General features: G+C 52.7%; 17 protein-coding genes. 12 read left to right on the top strand and 5 right to left on the bottom strand.

Features of this window, described 5'->3' with window-relative positions:
- Window positions 1-20: 20 nt before the first annotated feature.
- Window positions 21-1,526 (top strand): YdgA family protein, encoded by a 1,506-nt coding sequence (locus HNR03_RS28565; protein WP_222589279.1) that lies wholly within the window; start codon window positions 21-23, stop codon window positions 1,524-1,526.
- A 78-nt stretch (window positions 1,527-1,604) separates the two neighbouring features.
- Here the strand turns inward: HNR03_RS28565 and HNR03_RS28560 are convergent, their stop codons facing one another.
- Window positions 1,605-3,134 carry an apoptosis inducing factor family protein gene (locus HNR03_RS28560; protein WP_259157457.1) on the bottom strand — a complete coding sequence of 510 codons (1,530 nt, stop codon included), beginning with the start codon at window positions 3,132-3,134 and terminating at the stop codon, window positions 1,605-1,607.
- Window positions 3,135-3,274: 140 nt separating this feature from the next.
- On the opposite strand from HNR03_RS28560, the gene HNR03_RS28555 reads away from it, so the two are divergent.
- From HNR03_RS28555 to HNR03_RS28535, 5 genes are all read left to right on the top strand, one after another.
- Complete coding sequence (locus tag HNR03_RS28555; RefSeq protein ID WP_222589281.1) at window positions 3,275-3,835, top strand: YbhB/YbcL family Raf kinase inhibitor-like protein; 561 nt, start codon at window positions 3,275-3,277, stop codon at window positions 3,833-3,835.
- A gap of 88 nt (window positions 3,836-3,923) precedes the next feature.
- Window positions 3,924-5,624, top strand: coding sequence for a VWA domain-containing protein (locus HNR03_RS28550; RefSeq protein WP_259157456.1), 1,701 nt, complete (start codon window positions 3,924-3,926; stop codon window positions 5,622-5,624).
- Between the two features lies 1 nt (window position 5,625).
- Window positions 5,626-6,192 carry an RNA polymerase sigma factor gene (locus HNR03_RS28545; RefSeq protein ID WP_259157455.1) on the top strand — a complete coding sequence of 189 codons (567 nt, stop codon included), beginning with the start codon at window positions 5,626-5,628 and terminating at the stop codon, window positions 6,190-6,192.
- The gene (locus HNR03_RS28540) at window positions 6,189-6,815 is read left to right on the top strand and encodes a hypothetical protein (RefSeq protein WP_259157454.1); all 627 of its coding nucleotides are present in this window, start codon (window positions 6,189-6,191) and stop codon (window positions 6,813-6,815) included. The genes HNR03_RS28545 and HNR03_RS28540 overlap by 4 nt, the downstream gene beginning before the upstream one ends.
- Window positions 6,816-6,835: 20 nt before the next feature.
- Window positions 6,836-7,102: a hypothetical protein gene (locus HNR03_RS28535; RefSeq protein WP_259157453.1), complete on the top strand. Its 267-nt coding sequence runs from the start codon at window positions 6,836-6,838 to the stop codon at window positions 7,100-7,102.
- A gap of 227 nt (window positions 7,103-7,329) precedes the next feature.
- Here HNR03_RS28535 and HNR03_RS28530 read toward each other — a convergent pair whose 3' ends face one another.
- Both HNR03_RS28530 and HNR03_RS28525 read right to left on the bottom strand, forming a co-directional pair.
- Window positions 7,330-7,524 carry a KTSC domain-containing protein gene (locus tag HNR03_RS28530; protein ID WP_259157452.1) on the bottom strand — a complete coding sequence of 65 codons (195 nt, stop codon included), beginning with the start codon at window positions 7,522-7,524 and terminating at the stop codon, window positions 7,330-7,332.
- A gap of 122 nt (window positions 7,525-7,646) precedes the next feature.
- Window positions 7,647-8,456: a hypothetical protein gene (locus HNR03_RS28525; protein WP_259157451.1), complete on the bottom strand. Its 810-nt coding sequence runs from the start codon at window positions 8,454-8,456 to the stop codon at window positions 7,647-7,649.
- A 1,540-nt stretch (window positions 8,457-9,996) separates the two neighbouring features.
- Between HNR03_RS28525 and HNR03_RS28520 the strand changes: the two genes are divergently transcribed.
- From HNR03_RS28520 to HNR03_RS28495, 6 genes are all read left to right on the top strand, one after another.
- Window positions 9,997-11,187: an S-type pyocin domain-containing protein gene (locus tag HNR03_RS28520; protein WP_259157450.1), complete on the top strand. Its 1,191-nt coding sequence runs from the start codon at window positions 9,997-9,999 to the stop codon at window positions 11,185-11,187.
- Between the two features lie 10 nt (window positions 11,188-11,197).
- Complete coding sequence (locus tag HNR03_RS28515) at window positions 11,198-11,554, top strand: DUF6572 domain-containing protein (protein WP_259157449.1); 357 nt, start codon at window positions 11,198-11,200, stop codon at window positions 11,552-11,554.
- A 228-nt stretch (window positions 11,555-11,782) separates the two neighbouring features.
- Window positions 11,783-12,340 carry an ATP-binding protein gene (locus HNR03_RS28510; protein ID WP_259157448.1) on the top strand — a complete coding sequence of 186 codons (558 nt, stop codon included), beginning with the start codon at window positions 11,783-11,785 and terminating at the stop codon, window positions 12,338-12,340.
- Window positions 12,337-13,395, top strand: coding sequence for an N-acetyltransferase (locus HNR03_RS28505; RefSeq protein ID WP_259157446.1), 1,059 nt, complete (start codon window positions 12,337-12,339; stop codon window positions 13,393-13,395). The genes HNR03_RS28510 and HNR03_RS28505 overlap by 4 nt, the downstream gene beginning before the upstream one ends.
- Window positions 13,373-13,786, top strand: coding sequence for an ASCH domain-containing protein (locus tag HNR03_RS28500; RefSeq protein WP_259157445.1), 414 nt, complete (start codon window positions 13,373-13,375; stop codon window positions 13,784-13,786). Before HNR03_RS28505 ends, HNR03_RS28500 begins: the two co-directional genes overlap by 23 nt.
- Window positions 13,767-14,396, top strand: coding sequence for a GNAT family N-acetyltransferase (locus HNR03_RS28495; RefSeq protein ID WP_259157444.1), 630 nt, complete (start codon window positions 13,767-13,769; stop codon window positions 14,394-14,396). Before HNR03_RS28500 ends, HNR03_RS28495 begins: the two co-directional genes overlap by 20 nt.
- On the opposite strand, the gene HNR03_RS28490 is transcribed toward HNR03_RS28495, so the two are convergent.
- Together HNR03_RS28490 and HNR03_RS28480 are read right to left on the bottom strand one after the other, a co-directional pair.
- On the bottom strand, window positions 14,372-15,676 hold the full coding sequence (locus tag HNR03_RS28490) for a hypothetical protein (RefSeq protein WP_259157443.1): 1,305 nt from the start codon (window positions 15,674-15,676) through the stop codon (window positions 14,372-14,374). The genes HNR03_RS28495 and HNR03_RS28490 overlap by 25 nt on opposite strands.
- Before the next feature lie 637 nt (window positions 15,677-16,313).
- Window positions 16,314-17,156, bottom strand: coding sequence for a chromosome segregation protein SMC (locus tag HNR03_RS28480; RefSeq protein WP_259157441.1), 843 nt, complete (start codon window positions 17,154-17,156; stop codon window positions 16,314-16,316).
- Between the last annotated feature and the right edge of the window lie 78 nt (window positions 17,157-17,234).

Here is a 17,234-nt window from a genome sequence, read left to right as displayed (position 1 = left end):
GGACATTGACTGGGTAATACATGAATAAATCAGCAGGCGTGCTTCTTGGAATCGTCGTTGCCATCGGTGCAATCAGCGCCGGTGGTGCCTGGTACACCGGCACCAAAATCGAAGGCGTGCTCAACTCCTCGATCGCCGACGCCAACAAAGAGCTGAACGCCGCGCTGGTGGGGTCCAATGGCACGGCGTCGCTGGAGCTGGTTTCGCTGGAGCGTCATGTGTTCAGCAGCACCGCGCACTATCGCCTCAAAGGTGAGGGTGAAATGTTCGGCGAGACCCCGGTCGAATTGCTCTTCGTCGATCACATCGAGCACGGCCCGCTGCCGTTTTCGCGCCTGGTGTCGCTGAAATGGCTGCCGGTCATGGCCACCAGTCACTACGAACTTGAAAAAACCGCCGCCACGGAAAAATGGTTTGCTGCAGCCAAGAACCAGTCGCCGCTCAAAGGCCTGGTCAATATCGGCTACGACAACTCCACTAACGGCACGCTTGAATTGCTGCCGCTGGACGTAGCGCTGGATGCCAAGTCCAACCTGAAGTTTTCTGGCTTGAACCTCGACGTCGCTGCCAGCGCCCAGGCTCAAAAAATCAAGGCCAACGGTTACATGGACAGCATGACGCTGACCACCGTGGCTGAAGACCAGACACCGGTGAAGGTTGAACTGAGCGGTCTGACCGTGGCCAGCAACCTGATAAAAAGCACCTACGGTTACTACACCGGCGAGAACACCCTGGAGCTGACCGACAGCAAAACCACCTTCGGCGCCAAGCAATCCGTCCTGGGCTTGAAGAAATTCGAGATGAAAAACCAGACGGAAGAGTCGGGCACCAGCGCTTCGGGGCGTGCTGATTACAAAGTTGACGAAGTCTCCCTGAACGGCAAGGCGTTCGGTTCTGCGCAGTTGGCCATGAGCCTGAAGAACCTCGACATTCCGGCGACCATGTCGCTGATGCAGATCTACCAGACCAAACTGCAGCCGTACGAGAAAGCCGCCGCCGAAGCCGCTGCCGCTGGCGAGCCGGCTCCAGAGCTGGTCTTGACTCCGGAAGAAGACGCACAGGTCAAATCCGGCCTGGAAAAACTGCTCGCCGCCGGCCCGCAGGTTGCTTTGGAGAATCTGTCGTTCAAATCCACCAATGGTGAAAGCCGCGCCAATCTGGTGCTCGACTTGACCAAGCCACAGTCCATGGACTTGCCGTCGGAGCAACTGATCCAACAGTTGATCGCGTTGCTCGATGTCAATGTGCAAGTGTCCAAGCCTATGCTCGTTGACTTGCTCACCGTGCAGTCGCAAATCGACGGCCAGACCGACGCCAAGCTGATTGCCGACCAGGCGACTGCGACCTCGGATATGTTCAGCAGCATGGCGGTCGGCACGCAGTTGGCCAAACTGGATGGCAACAATATCGTCAGCAAATTGCACTACGCCAACAACAAGGTGGAATTCAATGGCCAGAAAATGACCTTTGAAGAGTTTGTCAGCTTCATGATGAGCAAATTCGCCGGCGAGCCACAGGTTCAATAAACCGCTGGCTTCAACAAAACGCCCGGCCTCTGCGCAATGCAGACGCCGGGCGTTTTGCTGTCCGGGTGTTTTTGAAGACTAATCCTCGTCCCGAATCAGCCGCCACGCCTCATCCACCGGCAACGGTTGTTTCATGCGCTCAGCCAGCATCGCCATCGCCCGCTCCTGATCGCAGGCCACCGCGGCGGCCACCACGCCGTTCTTGCTGAACAGGCCGATAAAGGGCGGATGGTTGGGATCGCCCTTGAACTCGACCTCGTCCCAGGATTCGGCGTGGCCGAGGTAGTCGTAGTTTTTCCCGAAGTGCCAGGTCCAGAAATACGGCACGTCCAGGTAATGCTCGTCGCCACCCAGCATGTTCGACGCGGCGATGCGTGCCTGCTGCTGGGCCAGGCGCCAGTGTTCGATCCGTTGCGGCTGACCGTTGAGCGGGAAAGTCGCGATATCCCCGACGGCCCAGAGCCCATCAGTCACACGCATGCCGCCATCGACCTGCAGCGACTGATCCTTTGCCTTGGGCAGATCGGCAAACGCCTCGGTCGCGGGTGTCACGCCAATGCCGACCAGCACCAGGTCCGCGGGCAATCGTTGGCCGTTGTCCAGATGCACCGCTTCGACCTTGTCCGTTCCTTCGATGCGCACGACCTCGCCATCGGTGTGAAACACCACGCCATGAGCCTGATGCCGGGCGCGAATTGCCTTGCCCACGGTTTCGCCGAACTGCTTGGCGAACGGTACTGCGTGGCGAGCCAGGACCGTGACGTCCAACCCGTATTCACGCAGGGCTGACGCGGATTCCATGGCAATAAAACTGTCGCCAACGATGAGCGCTTTCTGACCGGGTTTTGCCGCGTCCAGAATCCGCCGGGCCTGATCCCTGGAGCGCAGCAGGAAGACTTGCGGCAGTTCGGCGCCTGGCACGGCCAGTGGTTTTGGCGTACCGCCGGTTGCCAGCAACGCCGCGTCGTAACTTAGCGATTGTCCGTCAACAAAGTGCAAAGTCTTGTTGGCGCAATCCAGACGTGCCACTTCGCCGTGCAGCTGCTCAATACGCTGCGTTTGGTAAAAGCTCGCATCACGCAGCGGCGGGACTTCTTGTGGCGGCATTTCACCGGCAATCACGAATTTGCTCAACACCGTGCGGTCGTACCCGGCTTCGGGTTCCCGATCGATCAGGACGATGCGACCGCCGAAGCCCTTTTCACGCAAGGCCGCCGCACAGGCTGTACCTGCAGCGCCGGCACCGACGATGGCGAACGTGCGCTCATCGTCCGCGGGCGGCGTGTGAGCGTCGCTCATCGGCTGATCGTCGACCCAGACCTCACCTTCGCGCACTTCAAGCGGATAACGCTTGAGGCTGTCCAGCGACGGAGGTTCGCATAACGCGCCGTCTTCGATCCGATACGCTGCCTTGTGCCAAGGACAGATCAGGCGCCCATGGCACAGTGCCCCTTCGGCCAGCGGTGCACCGGCGTGTGGGCATTCGCCCTGAAATGCGCGTAATTGATCGCCAACGCGCAGCAATACAATTTTGGTTTGCCCGATCTGGACTTCAAGGCCACGATTTTCGGGCACATCGGTGAAACGGGCGACGCGTTGCAGTGCCATGATCGGTCTCCAGACAGGCGTTTCACCTATTGAGTTTGGCGCTTGTTTAGAGGTTCAGCCAATTCCTGCTGCCACCGCACGAACGGTACAGCTATAGTTCGCAAGCCGACGACGGCCCCATCCGCACAAGGTGCTCCGGAATGACCCGATTGACCTCTTTGAACCCTTGGCTGGCGGCCGTTGCTGTCGCCCTATGTGTGCAACTGCCAGTGCAGGCCCAGGAACGTTTCACCCTGAACATCCCAGGCGTCACCGATGACCGCCTGTTCACCTCGGCCGCCGCCAGTGACGCGCCCAATTGTGGCGGGCACAACCAGTCACCGGCCTTGAACTGGACCGCCGGCCCGGCGGGCACCCTCAGTTACGCCATCGTCATGCATGACCCCGATGGTGCGAAAGGCCAGGGTGTCGATCACTGGGTGCTTTACGGCATCAAACCGACCACCCACCAGATCCCGGCCGGTGTCGGCGCCAAATCCGCCCTGGAAGGCGTCGGCGGCATGAACGTCAAAGGCACGACGGGCTATATCGGTCCTTGTCCGCCGATTGGCGATAGCGCGCACCACTACATCATCCAGATTTTTGCCCTGGACCTGGCCCCGGACGCCTTGCCTGCTGGCCTTACCCGCGCACAGCTGATGGAAAAGATCAAAGACCATGTGCTGAGAAACAGCAGCGTGGTGCGGCGTTATCACCGCTGAAGATTCTTTTCACTGCGGTTTAACCCGAACCTGTCGGGCTGTCCGTCTCAGAGGATGAATGGATCAATTTCCTCCTGAGGTCAGCCCCATGTTCCTCCCCCTGCATTTCCTCCGCCCGGCCGCCCAGGGTTTCGCCATCGGGTTGTTGCTGTCCGTTGGCGGTTGCGGCGTTTCCTCCAAGCCTGAACCCGCTGAGGTGGCGCCGCCGGCTCAAGGTGCAATGACGACTGAAGCATTGGTGCGCAGCGAGCCCGTTGCGGCAGATGCGTCCATGGCTAAACGCAGCGTACGTCCGGCACCGATGGCGAGTTTTGCGCCTGAGATTGCTGCGCGCGGTTATCGCGATGAGCCGCGCGAGCAGTACCAAGCGCTGGCGGATAACCCGATTCACAGCGTCGCAGAAGCGCCGGTCTCGACCTTCAGCGCCGATGTCGATACCGGCGCTTACGCCAATGTCCGCCGCTTGCTGAATCAGGGTCGGCTGCCACCGGAAGGCGCGGTGCGACTCGAGGAAATGGTCAATTACTTTCCCTACGACTACGCGTTGCCCACCGACGGCTCGCCCTTCGGCGTGACCACTGAGCTGGCGACATCGCCATGGAACCCGCATACCCGATTGTTGCGCATAGGCATCAAGGCGTCTGACCGCGCAGTCGCGGAACTGGCCCCGGCCAACCTGGTGTTTCTGGTGGACGTGTCCGGTTCGATGGACCGCCGCGAGGGTTTGCCGCTGGTCAAAAGCACGCTGAAGTTGCTGGTCGATCAATTGCGCGAGCAGGACCGCGTTTCACTGGTGGTCTATGCCGGCGATTCGCGTGTGGTACTGGAGCCAACGTCCGGTCACGAGAAAGCGAAAATTCGTACCGCGATCGATCAATTGACTGCTGGCGGCGCCACCGCTGGCGCCTCGGGCATCGAGCTGGCCTATCAAATGGCGCAGCAGGCCTTCATTCCCAAGGGCATCAATCGCATCCTGCTGGCCACCGACGGTGACTTCAACGTCGGCGTCAGCGACTTCGACAGCCTCAAGCAAATGGCTGTGGATAAACGCAAGACCGGCGTTTCCCTGACCACCCTGGGTTTCGGTGTGGATAACTACAATGAACACCTGATGGAGCAACTGGCCGACGCCGGCGACGGTAATTACGCCTACATCGACAACCTGCGCGAGGCGCGCAAAGTGCTGGTGGATCAACTCGGATCAACCCTCGCAGTGGTGGCGAAGAACGTGAAGCTGCAAGTGGAATTCAACCCGGCTCAGGTCAGCGAGTATCGACTGTTGGGGTATGAGAATCGGGCGCTCAAGCGTGAGGATTTCAGCAACGACAAAGTTGATGCCGGCGAAATCGGTGCAGGGCATACGGTGACCGCGCTGTATGAAATCGTACCCAAGGGCGAGAAGGGCTGGCTGGAGCCGTTGCGCTATGGCAAGTCGGAGTCGGTGACTTCCGCTACAACCGGGGAATTGGCGATGCTACGTGTGCGTTATCAGTTGCCGGACGGTGGGAATAGTCGCTTGATCGAACGGCCGATTGCGGGTGACTCGGTCGGAAAAGCCAGTGATGACCTGCGATTTGCGGCGGCCGTAGCAGCGTTTTCCCAGCAACTGAAGGATGGGCGATATACCGGTGATTTCAGCCTGAAGGACACAGAGGCCCTGGCGCGCGGTGCACGGGGTGACGACCGTTTCGGTCTGCGGGCAGAGTTCGTGCAACTGGTGGAGTTGACGCAAATCCTGCGCACCACAACGGCCTCCAACAGTGAGCCGCTGAAGGGAGGCTACAACTGACATGTCAGCGCTTGAGCCGAACGACGAATCATTGCTGGCCCGCTATCGTGCGGGCGACGGGCCGGCGTTCGAGATTTTGTACGCCCGTCACCGCCAGGGGCTTTATCGATTCCTGCTTGGCCTGAGTGGCAAGCCCGAACTGGCTGAAGAGGTTTACCAGGAAACCTGGCTGAGCCTGATCCGCAGCACCAGTCAGCCACAGGGCCGGGCGAACTTTCGTACGTGGCTCTACCAGATTGCCCGTAACCGGCTGATCGATCACTGGCGCAAACATGGCATTCACAACCCTTTGCACGACAGCTATGACGAACAAACCCACGCCGTGATTGATGAGGCGACCGATCCGCAGCTGCTGCTGAGCTTGAGCCGCGACAGTCAGCGCCTTGAAGCCGCCCTGCAAAACCTGCCCGCCGACCAGCGCGAAGTGTTCCTGCTGCGCGCCCACAGCGATCTCGATTTCCCGCAGATCGCCACCCTCACCGAAACACCGCTGGAAACGGTGAAAAGCCGCTTGCGCTACGCCCAGCAAAAACTGCGTCGGCTGCTGGCCGAGGAGGTACTGACATGACTGACGCCCGCAAAACACCGGAAGACCAAGTGCTGCAGCATTTTCGTGAACACAGCCGCGATGAGCCCCCGGCGCACCTTGATGCGTTCATTCTGGCCGCCGCACACCGTGAAACGCCTGCGCCGAAACAGAATCTCTGGCAGCGCTGGGTCAAGGCTTGCCAGAAACCGCGCTGGCAAGTCGCGTTCGCCAGCCTCGTGGGTGTCGCGTTGATGCTGGCGCTGGTGCAACGCACGCCAGAACAAGTGCCAGGCTATGACTTCGCACCCGCCCCCGCACCAAAAGCATCGGCCCCGGTTGCCAAGAAGGAATCTGCGCAGGTGGCGCGTTCGCTCGCAGCTCCCGCTGGCGCGATGTCTGCGCCAGAGCCTGCCGCGCCAATGGCCGATTTTACCGCCCCCGCGCAGACCGAATCGATCAGTGCTGAAATGGCTGACGAAGCAAAGGTCAGCAAACCCCCGGTAATGGCGCCGGCAAAGTTTATCGACGATCAATTAAGGGAAGTGATCCGCCTGCAAAAGGCGGGTAAGGCTCAAGCGGCCGCTGACCTGATGGCGACATTGCACAAACGCTTTCCCAAGGAAAACCTCACGGCCAGACTCAAGCAATTGCAGGAAAATTAAGATGCAAAGCGGTCGGCCATTTGGCAACAAGGCCCGAAAGCGCGCACTATCGGGCCATAGCCGATGCGTTGGAGGAAGCCGTGGCGAAAAAAATCGATCGCATCGCCCAAATGCTCAACTGCCCTGTAAAAGGGGAGGACATGAGGCGGGCAATTACCGAGAGTCGTAAGGAGTTTCTTCTTGCTCAGCAGGAAAAGGAGGAGCTTGAGGAAGACGTTCTTGATGAGGAAGAGGTTGGGGACGAAGAGGATGATGAGTACGACGAGTTTGATTGGACGACGGAGTAAATCAGCACTGGACCCAAATTCGGTTGCCCTGTTCAGAGACAACGCCCACAAAAAAGCCCCAGACCCTAAGATCTGAGGCTTTCTCGTTTCTACTATATGGTGCCCAGGCGTCGTTTGAACTGAAGGCTGAGATGCCCGTCTGGTATGGGTTTGAGTAAGGTGATTTCAGTTAGGCATACACGTGGGCATACACGGCCCACGCTGCTGATGGGGTTGCGCTGGTCAACCTAGCACTGATAACGGTCTTTGATGACTCTGTCGAAATACGAACCTTTGGAAGCCGCGTTCATCAATCCTTGATGCACTTGAGATGGTACGCGGCAGAAGTCGTAAGTTCGTCCCTGCTTAAAAGTGATCTTCATCCGGCCAGTGGTGGCGTCATAGCCCACAGCCGTGATTGCCGATGAGATGACACTAATCATGTCCACACAATTGCCCTCAACTTTGCCGCCAACCTATTCAGGCGGCTTTGCTGGGATGGTAGTCGAGGGGGTTGAAGTCGTCGACGCTACGGTCACCAAATCTATGATCAAAATTTGAAGTGCTAATTGGCCGTAGGTCGACTGGCTTTCAGGCTTAGCTGAGTCTCTCGAACGACTCGGCCTGTTGGGCTATCAATTTTGAAGACTCTCATGCCCACAAGAAGGAAGGTGCTTTTGCTATCTGCAAGGATCATATGGCCGGTTAGCCGTTGTCCTTTGTCGGTGATTATGGAATGCAGGTTTTCCAGGCCGTCTGGAGATGCAATAGACGTATATTTCTCAAAGTCTTCCAGTCCAGTTTTCGCCCCCAACTGGACTCCGACAGCGGGAGCGAAGAAGGCCACGAACATGGATATGCCGGACCAAGCTGCAAGCCCGACGATCACTCCGGCTTTTAAGTGTTTGGTGATGAGCGAAATGAAGATCCACGCCGCGCCAACGAACGTCAGCGCAAGCAGCCCTGGGCCAAGGACTGGCAGCCGGTTAGCGGCAGTGAGCGCGCCGGACAGAATATTGATGTAGCCGTGTAGCAGCAGAGTAGGGGTGCCGAGTGCCAATTCATTGATATCTATCCCGAATTGCTCGTAGTACCCGACGAGAAGTGAATATCCGTAAATGGCTAGGGCTGCTTGTGAGCCCAGTGCACCGCAAGCCGTGAGTTTGAGCGCTAGGTCGGTGTCCGTTCTTACTTCCTTAGCCTCAGTTTGTGCTGCCACTGCGGGGGCGATCTGCGGTGCAGGCATTGAAAGGTTTAGGGGAGTCATAAGCTCGGTTTTGATTTTTCTTTCTGTGTTCCAGAACACGGCAATTCCCTGCTTGTTGGCTAGCAGAGCAACATACAGCGACCGCGTGTCATGCTGCCAGTCAGTCAAGTAGGCATTTTACCGCTGGGGACCCTGGGAGTTTCTTGAACACACGGGGTCGGAAACCCGCGAGATCTTGGTAGCGACAGTTTCATCAGCTTACTGAAATTTCAAACGTTGAAATTGAAAGGATCTTGAAGAAAAAGGGGCATCGTTACTGTGTCGGTAATGATGCCCCTTTGTGTTGCTGATAACGCACGCTTGCGTTGGTCAACCGAGTCAACTTCGTCAACCTGTCAACTAACTTAAAAAATCCAGCCGCTAACACGAACGCGCGGGTTCTTTACCCCGTGTCCTTCAGAAACGCTCAGGGTCCCCAGCAACATCCCAATACCTTGTGCAATTGCACTGGTGAACCATGGTTCACCCAGTTCACCTGTTCACTAAGCTGGGCACTTTTCCGCTAACACGATCACGCGGGTTTCCGACCCCGTACCCACCGAATATCCCCAGGGTCCCAGGCGATGCCGATGCCACGGTCGATGGACCTCCCCTGTTCGTTGTTGGCAGACGGCACCTCCCAAAAGCGTCCTAGTGTTCGGCGACCACGCGTTTGAATTGTGCATTAGTCGATACCAAGCCCTTATTGCTTTCGCTGGCGGCGCTATTACCGATGGGGTGTGGGGGCTAGAAAAGACGTGTTACAGGTGTTACGAGTGTTACGGATAAAGTTAACTTATTGAATTTGCTGTAATTTTATGGTGTTACACATTGTTCATCGTTTACTTTCGATGGGTGTTACAAGCCCAATGAGTGTTACAGCATCGTTTACAAATTTGGGTAAGCCGTAGGCTGCGATCGGCCCAAAGCCGACGGTTCAGAAAGCACTAACAAAGGGCGCTTACGCAGAAATTCTCTCCGTCTCCAATGCCGCGCTGACGTACTGCGAGCATCAAAGACTCATTATGAGGACGATCATCATGCTTTATCACCTTGCAAATAATCAGTCTGGGTCTGTTGAAAGCGGTAATTAGCTGGGAGCGGTTCGCGGGCTGTTATGCATGGATTACGCTGGAAAGCCGGTCCTTGAATCCAAATGAACAGGTAGTTGGAATCGCTCGTCCTGCCCGACCAGCTCGTGTTTCTAGAGCTGCTCGCCGAGCGTCCGTTCAGACCTGCGCGACCATCTCACCCAGCGAGACATGTCCGTCCAGCGGTCGGATGGTCCGATCTCAGTGTGTTCAGCTGGCTCGTCCAATAAGGGATGTAATTGAACATGGCTCTCGTCAGCGCCCCGCCGGAAGCTTCTAACTTTTGTAGGTGCTAGAAATCTTTTTGATGGTCGTCCGCTTTGGATCGAAAGTTGCGCGTGTGTAGGCTTGCGGTCAGCCAGAAGACTGCTCTCGTGATAATTGCAGTGGCTGTACAAAGTGCCATCATTCAAACCCTTATGCTAATGCGGTTACCATCCTCCCTCTTCGATGACATGGAATAGTGGAACCAGCACTGCTTAAGAGGAATTGTCCTACAGCAGCGCTTGTGCTCCCCGTTAACGTCATTCTGCCCCAGCGTCAGGCCGGGAACCTCCAAGGACGAACAAGGACGCTGCATGAGCGGTTATGTACCCAACCCGCCGAAAGGCTATAGCTATAGCGGCGACGAGCCCGTCGATACCCACGCCCAACGTTGGGCCGAATACAAAGACCTGGCACCGGAACCAGAAAACAAGCCTGACACCGTGGGCTTTGTATTTGCAAAGAGCTGCAACCTTCCTGACGGTGTAATCAATCACAAAAACCCCGCCGGGTTTGTGCCCGTTGAGAAATTGTCCGACTACGGACTGTGGGCTGTGCTGGCCACCGGGGCCGCAATTACCACCCAAGCCACTCCCCTGCAACTGGTGGGCGGGTCTGCTACTGGCAGTGCAATTGCTCAACGTCTCGGCGGATCGCTGTCACTGGGTTTACTGGAAGGATCAGGCGTTGTAGCTGCTGGCTTTGTAACAGGCTTCGTTGGAATGCTGATACCTAACACCAGCATTTCGCCCGACAGCGCCTTCTACACGACCGATCGATACGCAACGCTTGACGCTGGCCGCACCCGTGTTCGTCTCAATGTGAAGACTTTACCGGACGGCTCCGTCAACGCTTACGGCTTCTACACAGGCGGTAAAACGGATTGGGAAAAGGTCCCCGTCATCAAGGGCGTGAAAGACGGCGAGAAATTTGTCGCTGACCTTGGCAACGGGATAGGACTCACTTGGACGCCAGCGGCAAGCTCTGACGGCGTGCTGGGTATTCCCGCATTGGAAGGCGCCCCACCATTACCGCCGGTCTGGGTGTATCCGCCGACAGCACAATCCGACACGGTGCTGGCAAACCCTGCGCATCCCCCTGAGTTTCAAGATGCAATTATCTGGTTTCCGGGCTCGGGTATTGAGCCAATCTACATTGTGCTCAGTACACAGTTGGAGAAGAACAAGGAGCGGGGAAAGGCCTTCGAGGACCAAAAGGAACGTGAGTTACGGGAAAACACACCTGAAGTGGGCCGAGAAGTGACAGCCAAGACCAAAAGCGGAGTACGCACTAGATTCGATATGCTAGGGCGAGATGCTGACGGCAATATTTCCTGCATCGAATGCAAATCGTCAGAGACAGCGCCACTGACTCGCAACCAAAAACTAGCGTATCCAGAGATTGAAGAAAGCGGCGCAGTAGTCGTAGGCAAAGGAAAACCGGGCTTTCCCGGTGGCACCATCATCCCACCCACCAGAGTCGAAATCATTCGGCCTAAACCCTGAGGGAGCAGACATGTCCATCACAAATCCACAGGTAATCGATATCTGGGCTATCCCTACTTGGGAGCCTGAAAACGTGGTGTTGTATATCTCTGACCACCTTGAATGGGGTGGCAAAGCTGAGCAAGGCGAACACCTGCAATTGCTTCAAGACAAGCTCAATACCTACGTTGCCTTCATCGAGAGCGGTGAGATCTACACCGAGATACCCAATGCACTTGGGAAACATCCCATCATTCGCATCAACGGCTTGTATGAGCTGCCAGAGCAAGGCGAGATCTTCATTGATCGCGCTGCTGAAGTGCTGAAGGAAGTGGGTATTGGTCTGGAGTTTGTGCTTGATGAGAATGACGCGATACGCAACATGTAACCTGGCAGCAATTTTTAGCTCGTTGCACGGTTTTTGATGTTGGGCGGGGCGGTTAGGTCTATTTACCAGGCAGAGAAAATATGACCTGCTTGGCCCCAAGGGGCGCTTACCTGATGGCAGAATAGTGGCAATATCCTTTGGCGTATAGTAAAACGCTTTAGCAAGCTATGATCCTTACTCAGGCGTTGTCCGTCTTGAGGAGAACGGTTACTTGCATAGGATGGCCACATGATTTTTTTTCTCGCGGGGGTCCATGGTGTCGGAAAAACGAGCTTGTCCTCAAGGCTATCTGACAAGCTAAAAATTCCGACCATCAGTGCAGGTGCATTGATTCAAAAGAATATCAAGCACTCTGCCTGGCCGTCCGATAAAAAAACAAAAGAGATTCCACATAATCAATTGCGACTTATTTCAGCTGTTCAGTCATATCAGTTGCAAGTCAAAGATTTCATATTGGATGGCCATTTCTCCCTATTGAATGAATCGGGAGAAATTATATCAATTGAGGTTGATGTTTTTGATGCCTTGAAACTATCGGGTATAATTTTTATTGAAGACGAGCCTCGCGAAATTGCAGCTCGGCTTGAGGCGCGAGATAAGGTGTCGTGGGATGTCGATTTGATTACGGCGCTCCAGCAATCAGAAAAAAAAGTGGCATTGCAACTTCGGGATACATTCAATCTTCCTTTGTTGATCACCGAGCCGAAATTTTTTGATAGCGTTTACGAATTTATTGTTAAGGTCATGAAAATATCTCGCAGTGAGTCTATCGAAGGAATGAGATGAAAAATTTAAAATATTGTAGTTTTTCAGAAGTAGACTTGGATGATCCATTTTTTGATTCTCTGAAACTTGACTATAAAGGTTTTGAAACTTGGTTTGGTAAAAAAACTTTAGCGGACGAGTTGGCTTATGTATTTTATAATTCTAAGAAGGCGATCGATGGTTTTCTTTATTTAAAAGCTGAATCCGGAGGGGATGATGAAATAGTTCCCCCTCTACCGAGAGCCAAGACTTTAAAGGTAGGCACGTTAAAAATAAATGCACATGGAACTAAGTTGGGGGAAAGGTTCATAAAAAAAATCTTTGACCATGCAATTAGCGACGGGTTTGAGCAAATATACGTTACCGTGTTTTCGCGTCATAAAAGTTTGATTGATCTGTTTGAGCGTTATGGATTCGAGTGCTATGCAACTAAGACCACTGCTGATGGTGAGGAGCAGGTTCTGGTCCGTAGAATGAAATCCTTAGTAGGTGATGTCGTAAAAGAGTTTCCTTTGTTCGGGTTCGAAGATCGTAACTATTACCTTTTAGCGATTTATCCCGAATACCATTCAGCTTTTTTACCAGACTCCATACTTAATAACGAGAATCACGACATCGTCCAAGATGTCTCTCACACCAATAGCATCCATAAGGTTTTTATATCGGGTATTGTAAGAACGAAAGTCATGAAGGCGGGGGATCTTGTTCTTATTTATAGGACTTCAGATGGCAAGGGGAAAGCCTATTATCGGTCGGTTGCCTCATCAATTGGTGTGGTCGAAGAAGTAAGACAAATTAAATCGTTCAGTTCTGAGGCGCAATTCATTAAATACACGAAGCCATATAGCATCTTTACATTGGCTCAATTAAAAGATTATTTTACTAACAAGAAAAAATCATATATAATAAAATTTACTTATAATGCCGCTCTCAAAAAAAGGATTATTCGTAAGAGGCTCATGGAGGAGTGCATGATTAGCACCCGGACTAGATGGGATTTCATGTCGTTAACTGAAGCGCAAATTAGATGGGTCGCAGCGGCAGGAGAAATCAATGAAAGTCTTATTATCAATTAAACCAGAATATGCTAATAAGATACTTAGCGGAGAGAAAAGATTCGAGTTTCGCAAGGTGTCCTTTACTAATAGCGGTGTCAGAACCGTTGTGATATATGCAACCAAACCAATCGGGAAAGTTATAGGCGAATTTGAAGTTCTTGATATTTATAGTGATTCTCCATCGAATATTTGGGAGAAAACTAAAAAGCATGCAGGAATTGAGAAGGATTTTTTTGATAGTTATTATCAAGGTAAAAAAGTCGCAGTCGCTATAGCCGTCGGTGAGGTCCAACGGTACAAAAAACCGATGGAGCTATCTGAATTGGGAGGTTCGCTTACTGCCCCGCAGTCATTCCGTTATATGGAGGCTTCTGAGGGGAGGCGTCAAAATGAGCTGGAGCTTGTATAAAAATCTTATGGTGATTGGCTCGGAAGATCGAGCCGAGGGACGTCCCATGCACGAGATTTCCTCTTCTGTCCGTTTAATTGATCGCGACTTTTTACTTCGAAATCCCGATGCGTATACGACTACGCTGCCGATACTTATACAACATCTCCAAGAATTATCCGGCTTTTATCCAGAATTCAACACCTGGCTTTATCAAAAAATGATTCCGGGTATTGTCACTGGCGAGCGTAGTATTTTGCTTGAGCATCGGCGTGGCACTCTCTCAGGGCTGGCAATAGTCAAGAATAATGAGGTTGAGCAAAAACTCTGCTGTCTTCGTGTGCTGCCAGCGTTCCAAGGTACTGGGGTAGGGCTTCGTTTATTTGAGCGGACTTTTGAGTTGCTCAATAATGATCGGCCGCTGCTTTCTGTGGCTGAAGAGCAGATTGAAGTGTTTCGGAAGCTATTTGCTTACTACGGTTTTGAGTTGGAAAAAAAATATAATGGTTATTATCGTCCGTTAAAAGATGAGCTCAGCTTCAATGGTTTGATTGAAGCCGAACCTATTGTTTGCAGACGAGGGGACAGGATAATCGGAAGTGAATTTCAGCTAAAAAATGCTTTGAGATAGCCCTTAATTTTCCTCAGTATATAGCCAGTAGATATAACCGCCCCTGCAGCTAATATCAAAATTAATAGTCTTGTAAAGTTGCTAGTCTCGCCAGAATAGAGATCCTTCGCAATTTCCCAAGAGCCGCTTCCTGCAGCGCCCAAAATAATAACTAAAAAGACAAATCTAATAATCGAAGTGGCATCTGACTTAACCTTTGAAAACCGTCCAAGCACTATTAAATCTTTGACTTTTTTTGTTTGCCCATTTTTCAGAACTTCAGAGGCCGCGGTCCATTGATAGCCTAGGTAATTTCTTACACTGTTCTCGGCGGAAATTCCTATCGCCGTATCAAGTCGAACATATTCGTTCCAAACGTCTTCATCCATTAAGGATCGATAGCCAGAATAGTTTTGGCTTTGGGATATGCACTCTTCGCTTCTTTCTGTAGTTAGGAAGCAATGAATTTTGTCAAACTCAGGAAAGAATAGTCTCTCATCCCCACTCAAAAGCTCCTCGGGGATTCCGCGTCTGACATTTATTCGAAAATCAACAATCCTCGTTTCGGTTGTTGAGCTAATCAATGTCCTATCTTTTTGGCTGAATACGTTAGTATAAACTTTCTCCGGAATATTTCTTATGCGGAATCTTACATATGCGGACTTTCTTATGTTTTTAGGTTCTACAGTGGATAGTAACGGTGGTATTTTAATTGTCAGGCGTGATGCGGGGCTGCCATCGCTTAGGTACATTTTTATTGATTCAAAGTGCTGCGAATTCAACCTAAGTAGCGAAAACGGTTTTACATCGTTATTGTTTTTTCTAAAGCTTATATTCGCAAAGTTGCCCTCAGCAAAACCGTCGTAGTGAACGACTTCGTTAAAAATCGCTGCAACACTTTTTTCACCGTTGAGCCTGGCGCCTAAATCGCTAATATCTTTTAGTTCTACAGACCAAGGTAAATCTACAACTAGATGTCCAACACTTGCTCTGTCGCCAATCATAACCCCAATATCCATAAATGGATTAACAGGGTGCTTGCCCATCTCCCAGAGATTGACGTGTAGTTCGTCTGGTAAATACGTTTCAAGTAGGGCCGACCTCTGCTCCCCGTTTTCAGTTCCTGACCCCGATGTTGCTTGTGCCGCGCCTTCATCCGTATCGGCCAATTTTCCAGACGGTTGGGTGCGTATATCAGGAGAGGACGATTCAGCTTCATTACGTTCTGTGTGGGTGCCGCAGCATTTTTCCTGCGAAACTGGGAGATACCTAACCAGTATTCCTGAAAAAGGATAGCGCATTTGATGAATTCCCTGCACTTAAAAGTAAGTCTATACCAATCATCATTTCATCTTGTCGGTGGAGAGATGTCAATATGATGTCTCTCCAGCGTAATCGATATTGGTCTTAGGCCCTACCGTCGAAGCAATCACTGAGGAATCAGGTATGTAAAATAGCGTATCGGCCCCCCAATTTTATGCGCTACCGAGGCCCGAAATGACTTTCCAAGTTTTTTGGATTATAGATTGCCTGGCGATATAAGACAGCAGGAACGGATGCAGATAACGGACATCAGCGGTTACCTATAAGCAAACGAGGGAAATTGCGATGATTCGATACCAAAGGTTGGTAGTGCGGCCAATCGGTGTTGGTCGGTAACGGTAGCCCGATGGCCTCCGTTTAAATATTAGCCCCTGTTCCTAAGCTTATGTTCAATAAGGCTAATTTCAGCTTTGATAGCGTTAATCGTGAGCTTTTGTGTTTTCTTGCCTTTATATGTACAGACGTTAATTAGGTCCAGCAATGCAATTAGATGGGCTTTTCTCGCTTTCAGGGTGTCAGATTGGGTTGAACTGTTCTGTGTCGATGCGTTCATTTTTTATCCTTGAGTGATCTAAGCAGCCCACGTTCGTGGGCTGCTTCAGGTGATTTAAGTCGTTACATCGCCAGCACGTCTTGCACAGTGTGTTGGCGTGCACGCTCTGACAGTTCATTCCAATTCCAGCTACCGAAGTTTTCCCCTTCTTCCGGAATGACCAGTTTGAAAAGCATGACCTGATCACGGTCAATTAGGCGGTAGGCTGCCCATAGCTTGCCCCCAACGTCCAGCAACGCTCGAGCCGCTTCGTTCCAGTTCTCTTCCAGTGCCATGTGCGCGAGCAGTAGCGCAGTCCTTTCGATTTTCTTGTGCTCCTCCTGCGCTTCGGTGATGTGTCGGTCGACAGTCACCAATTCCTGCTCCAGTGCCGTGATGATCAGATGTTGACGACGGTGTTGCTCGGTCGCCGTGTTAAGGTTTTTCGCGGCCTTTTGCGCATCGGCGTTTGCAGCCTTCTCGCCTTCCGTATCACCCCAGGCAACAGCCTGTGCGTAGGCTGTTGCCGCCTCCGTCTCGGCTTGTCGTGCCTTTGTGATGTCTTCCTGTGCCTGCTGCCGGATCTGATCCAAACGGGTGCAGAGGCTTTGTCGCTTTTCGTTAAGCTCCTGCTCGTCTACTTTCCAATTTTCCATGGCCTCTACGTAGCCCGCCATCAAGGTTTCACGATTGGCAAGGTTCTCACGACGATGAATCCTCCTATTCAGCGCGTCGATCTGCAGGTCCAGCGAGTCAAATTTCCGCTTCCGCTCGTTGTACTGATCTCGCAATTCACGTTCCCGACCCTGTTGGATGACTTCGGGACTTTCCAGTGCTGCCTCCAGGGGGAGCAGTTCGGTTCGGACACTTTCCATTTCGATGGTCAGTCGTTCGCGTCGGTCTTTCAATTCTTGGACTTCGTTCATCTGTCTTGTCTCTGTGCATTTCGATTGTGGGTTGGTTGAATGGCTGGCGAGGCCGGGAGTGAGCCGGCGCTACCTCGA

Origin of the sequence: Pseudomonas sp. JAI111 (genome assembly GCF_024809425.1) — a bacterium.
In the GTDB taxonomy this organism is placed as follows: Bacteria; Pseudomonadota; Gammaproteobacteria; order Pseudomonadales; family Pseudomonadaceae; genus Aquipseudomonas.
Note: the sequence above shows the minus strand (reverse complement) of the source record. Positions and strands in the feature narration are given on the sequence as shown.

Excerpts from the sequence above, each read along its gene's own strand:
- HNR03_RS28515 (WP_259157449.1), top strand. The coding sequence starts at position 11,198 with ATGTCCATCACAAATCCACAGGTAATCGATATCTGGGCTATCCCTACT.
- HNR03_RS28560 (WP_259157457.1), bottom strand. The coding sequence starts at position 3,134 with ATGGCACTGCAACGCGTCGCCCGTTTCACCGATGTGCCCGAAAATCGT.
- HNR03_RS28555 (WP_222589281.1), top strand. The coding sequence starts at position 3,275 with ATGACCCGATTGACCTCTTTGAACCCTTGGCTGGCGGCCGTTGCTGTC.
- HNR03_RS28565 (WP_222589279.1), top strand. The coding sequence starts at position 21 with ATGAATAAATCAGCAGGCGTGCTTCTTGGAATCGTCGTTGCCATCGGT.
- HNR03_RS28505 (WP_259157446.1), top strand. The coding sequence starts at position 12,337 with ATGAAAAATTTAAAATATTGTAGTTTTTCAGAAGTAGACTTGGATGAT.
- HNR03_RS28490 (WP_259157443.1), bottom strand. The coding sequence starts at position 15,676 with ATGCGCTATCCTTTTTCAGGAATACTGGTTAGGTATCTCCCAGTTTCG.
- HNR03_RS28480 (WP_259157441.1), bottom strand. The coding sequence starts at position 17,156 with ATGAACGAAGTCCAAGAATTGAAAGACCGACGCGAACGACTGACCATC.
- HNR03_RS28500 (WP_259157445.1), top strand. The coding sequence starts at position 13,373 with ATGAAAGTCTTATTATCAATTAAACCAGAATATGCTAATAAGATACTT.
- HNR03_RS28520 (WP_259157450.1), top strand. The coding sequence starts at position 9,997 with ATGAGCGGTTATGTACCCAACCCGCCGAAAGGCTATAGCTATAGCGGC.
- HNR03_RS28540 (WP_259157454.1), top strand. The coding sequence starts at position 6,189 with ATGACTGACGCCCGCAAAACACCGGAAGACCAAGTGCTGCAGCATTTT.
- HNR03_RS28510 (WP_259157448.1), top strand. The coding sequence starts at position 11,783 with ATGATTTTTTTTCTCGCGGGGGTCCATGGTGTCGGAAAAACGAGCTTG.
- HNR03_RS28550 (WP_259157456.1), top strand. The coding sequence starts at position 3,924 with ATGTTCCTCCCCCTGCATTTCCTCCGCCCGGCCGCCCAGGGTTTCGCC.
- HNR03_RS28545 (WP_259157455.1), top strand. The coding sequence starts at position 5,626 with ATGTCAGCGCTTGAGCCGAACGACGAATCATTGCTGGCCCGCTATCGT.
- HNR03_RS28530 (WP_259157452.1), bottom strand. The coding sequence starts at position 7,524 with ATGATTAGTGTCATCTCATCGGCAATCACGGCTGTGGGCTATGACGCC.
- HNR03_RS28495 (WP_259157444.1), top strand. The coding sequence starts at position 13,767 with ATGAGCTGGAGCTTGTATAAAAATCTTATGGTGATTGGCTCGGAAGAT.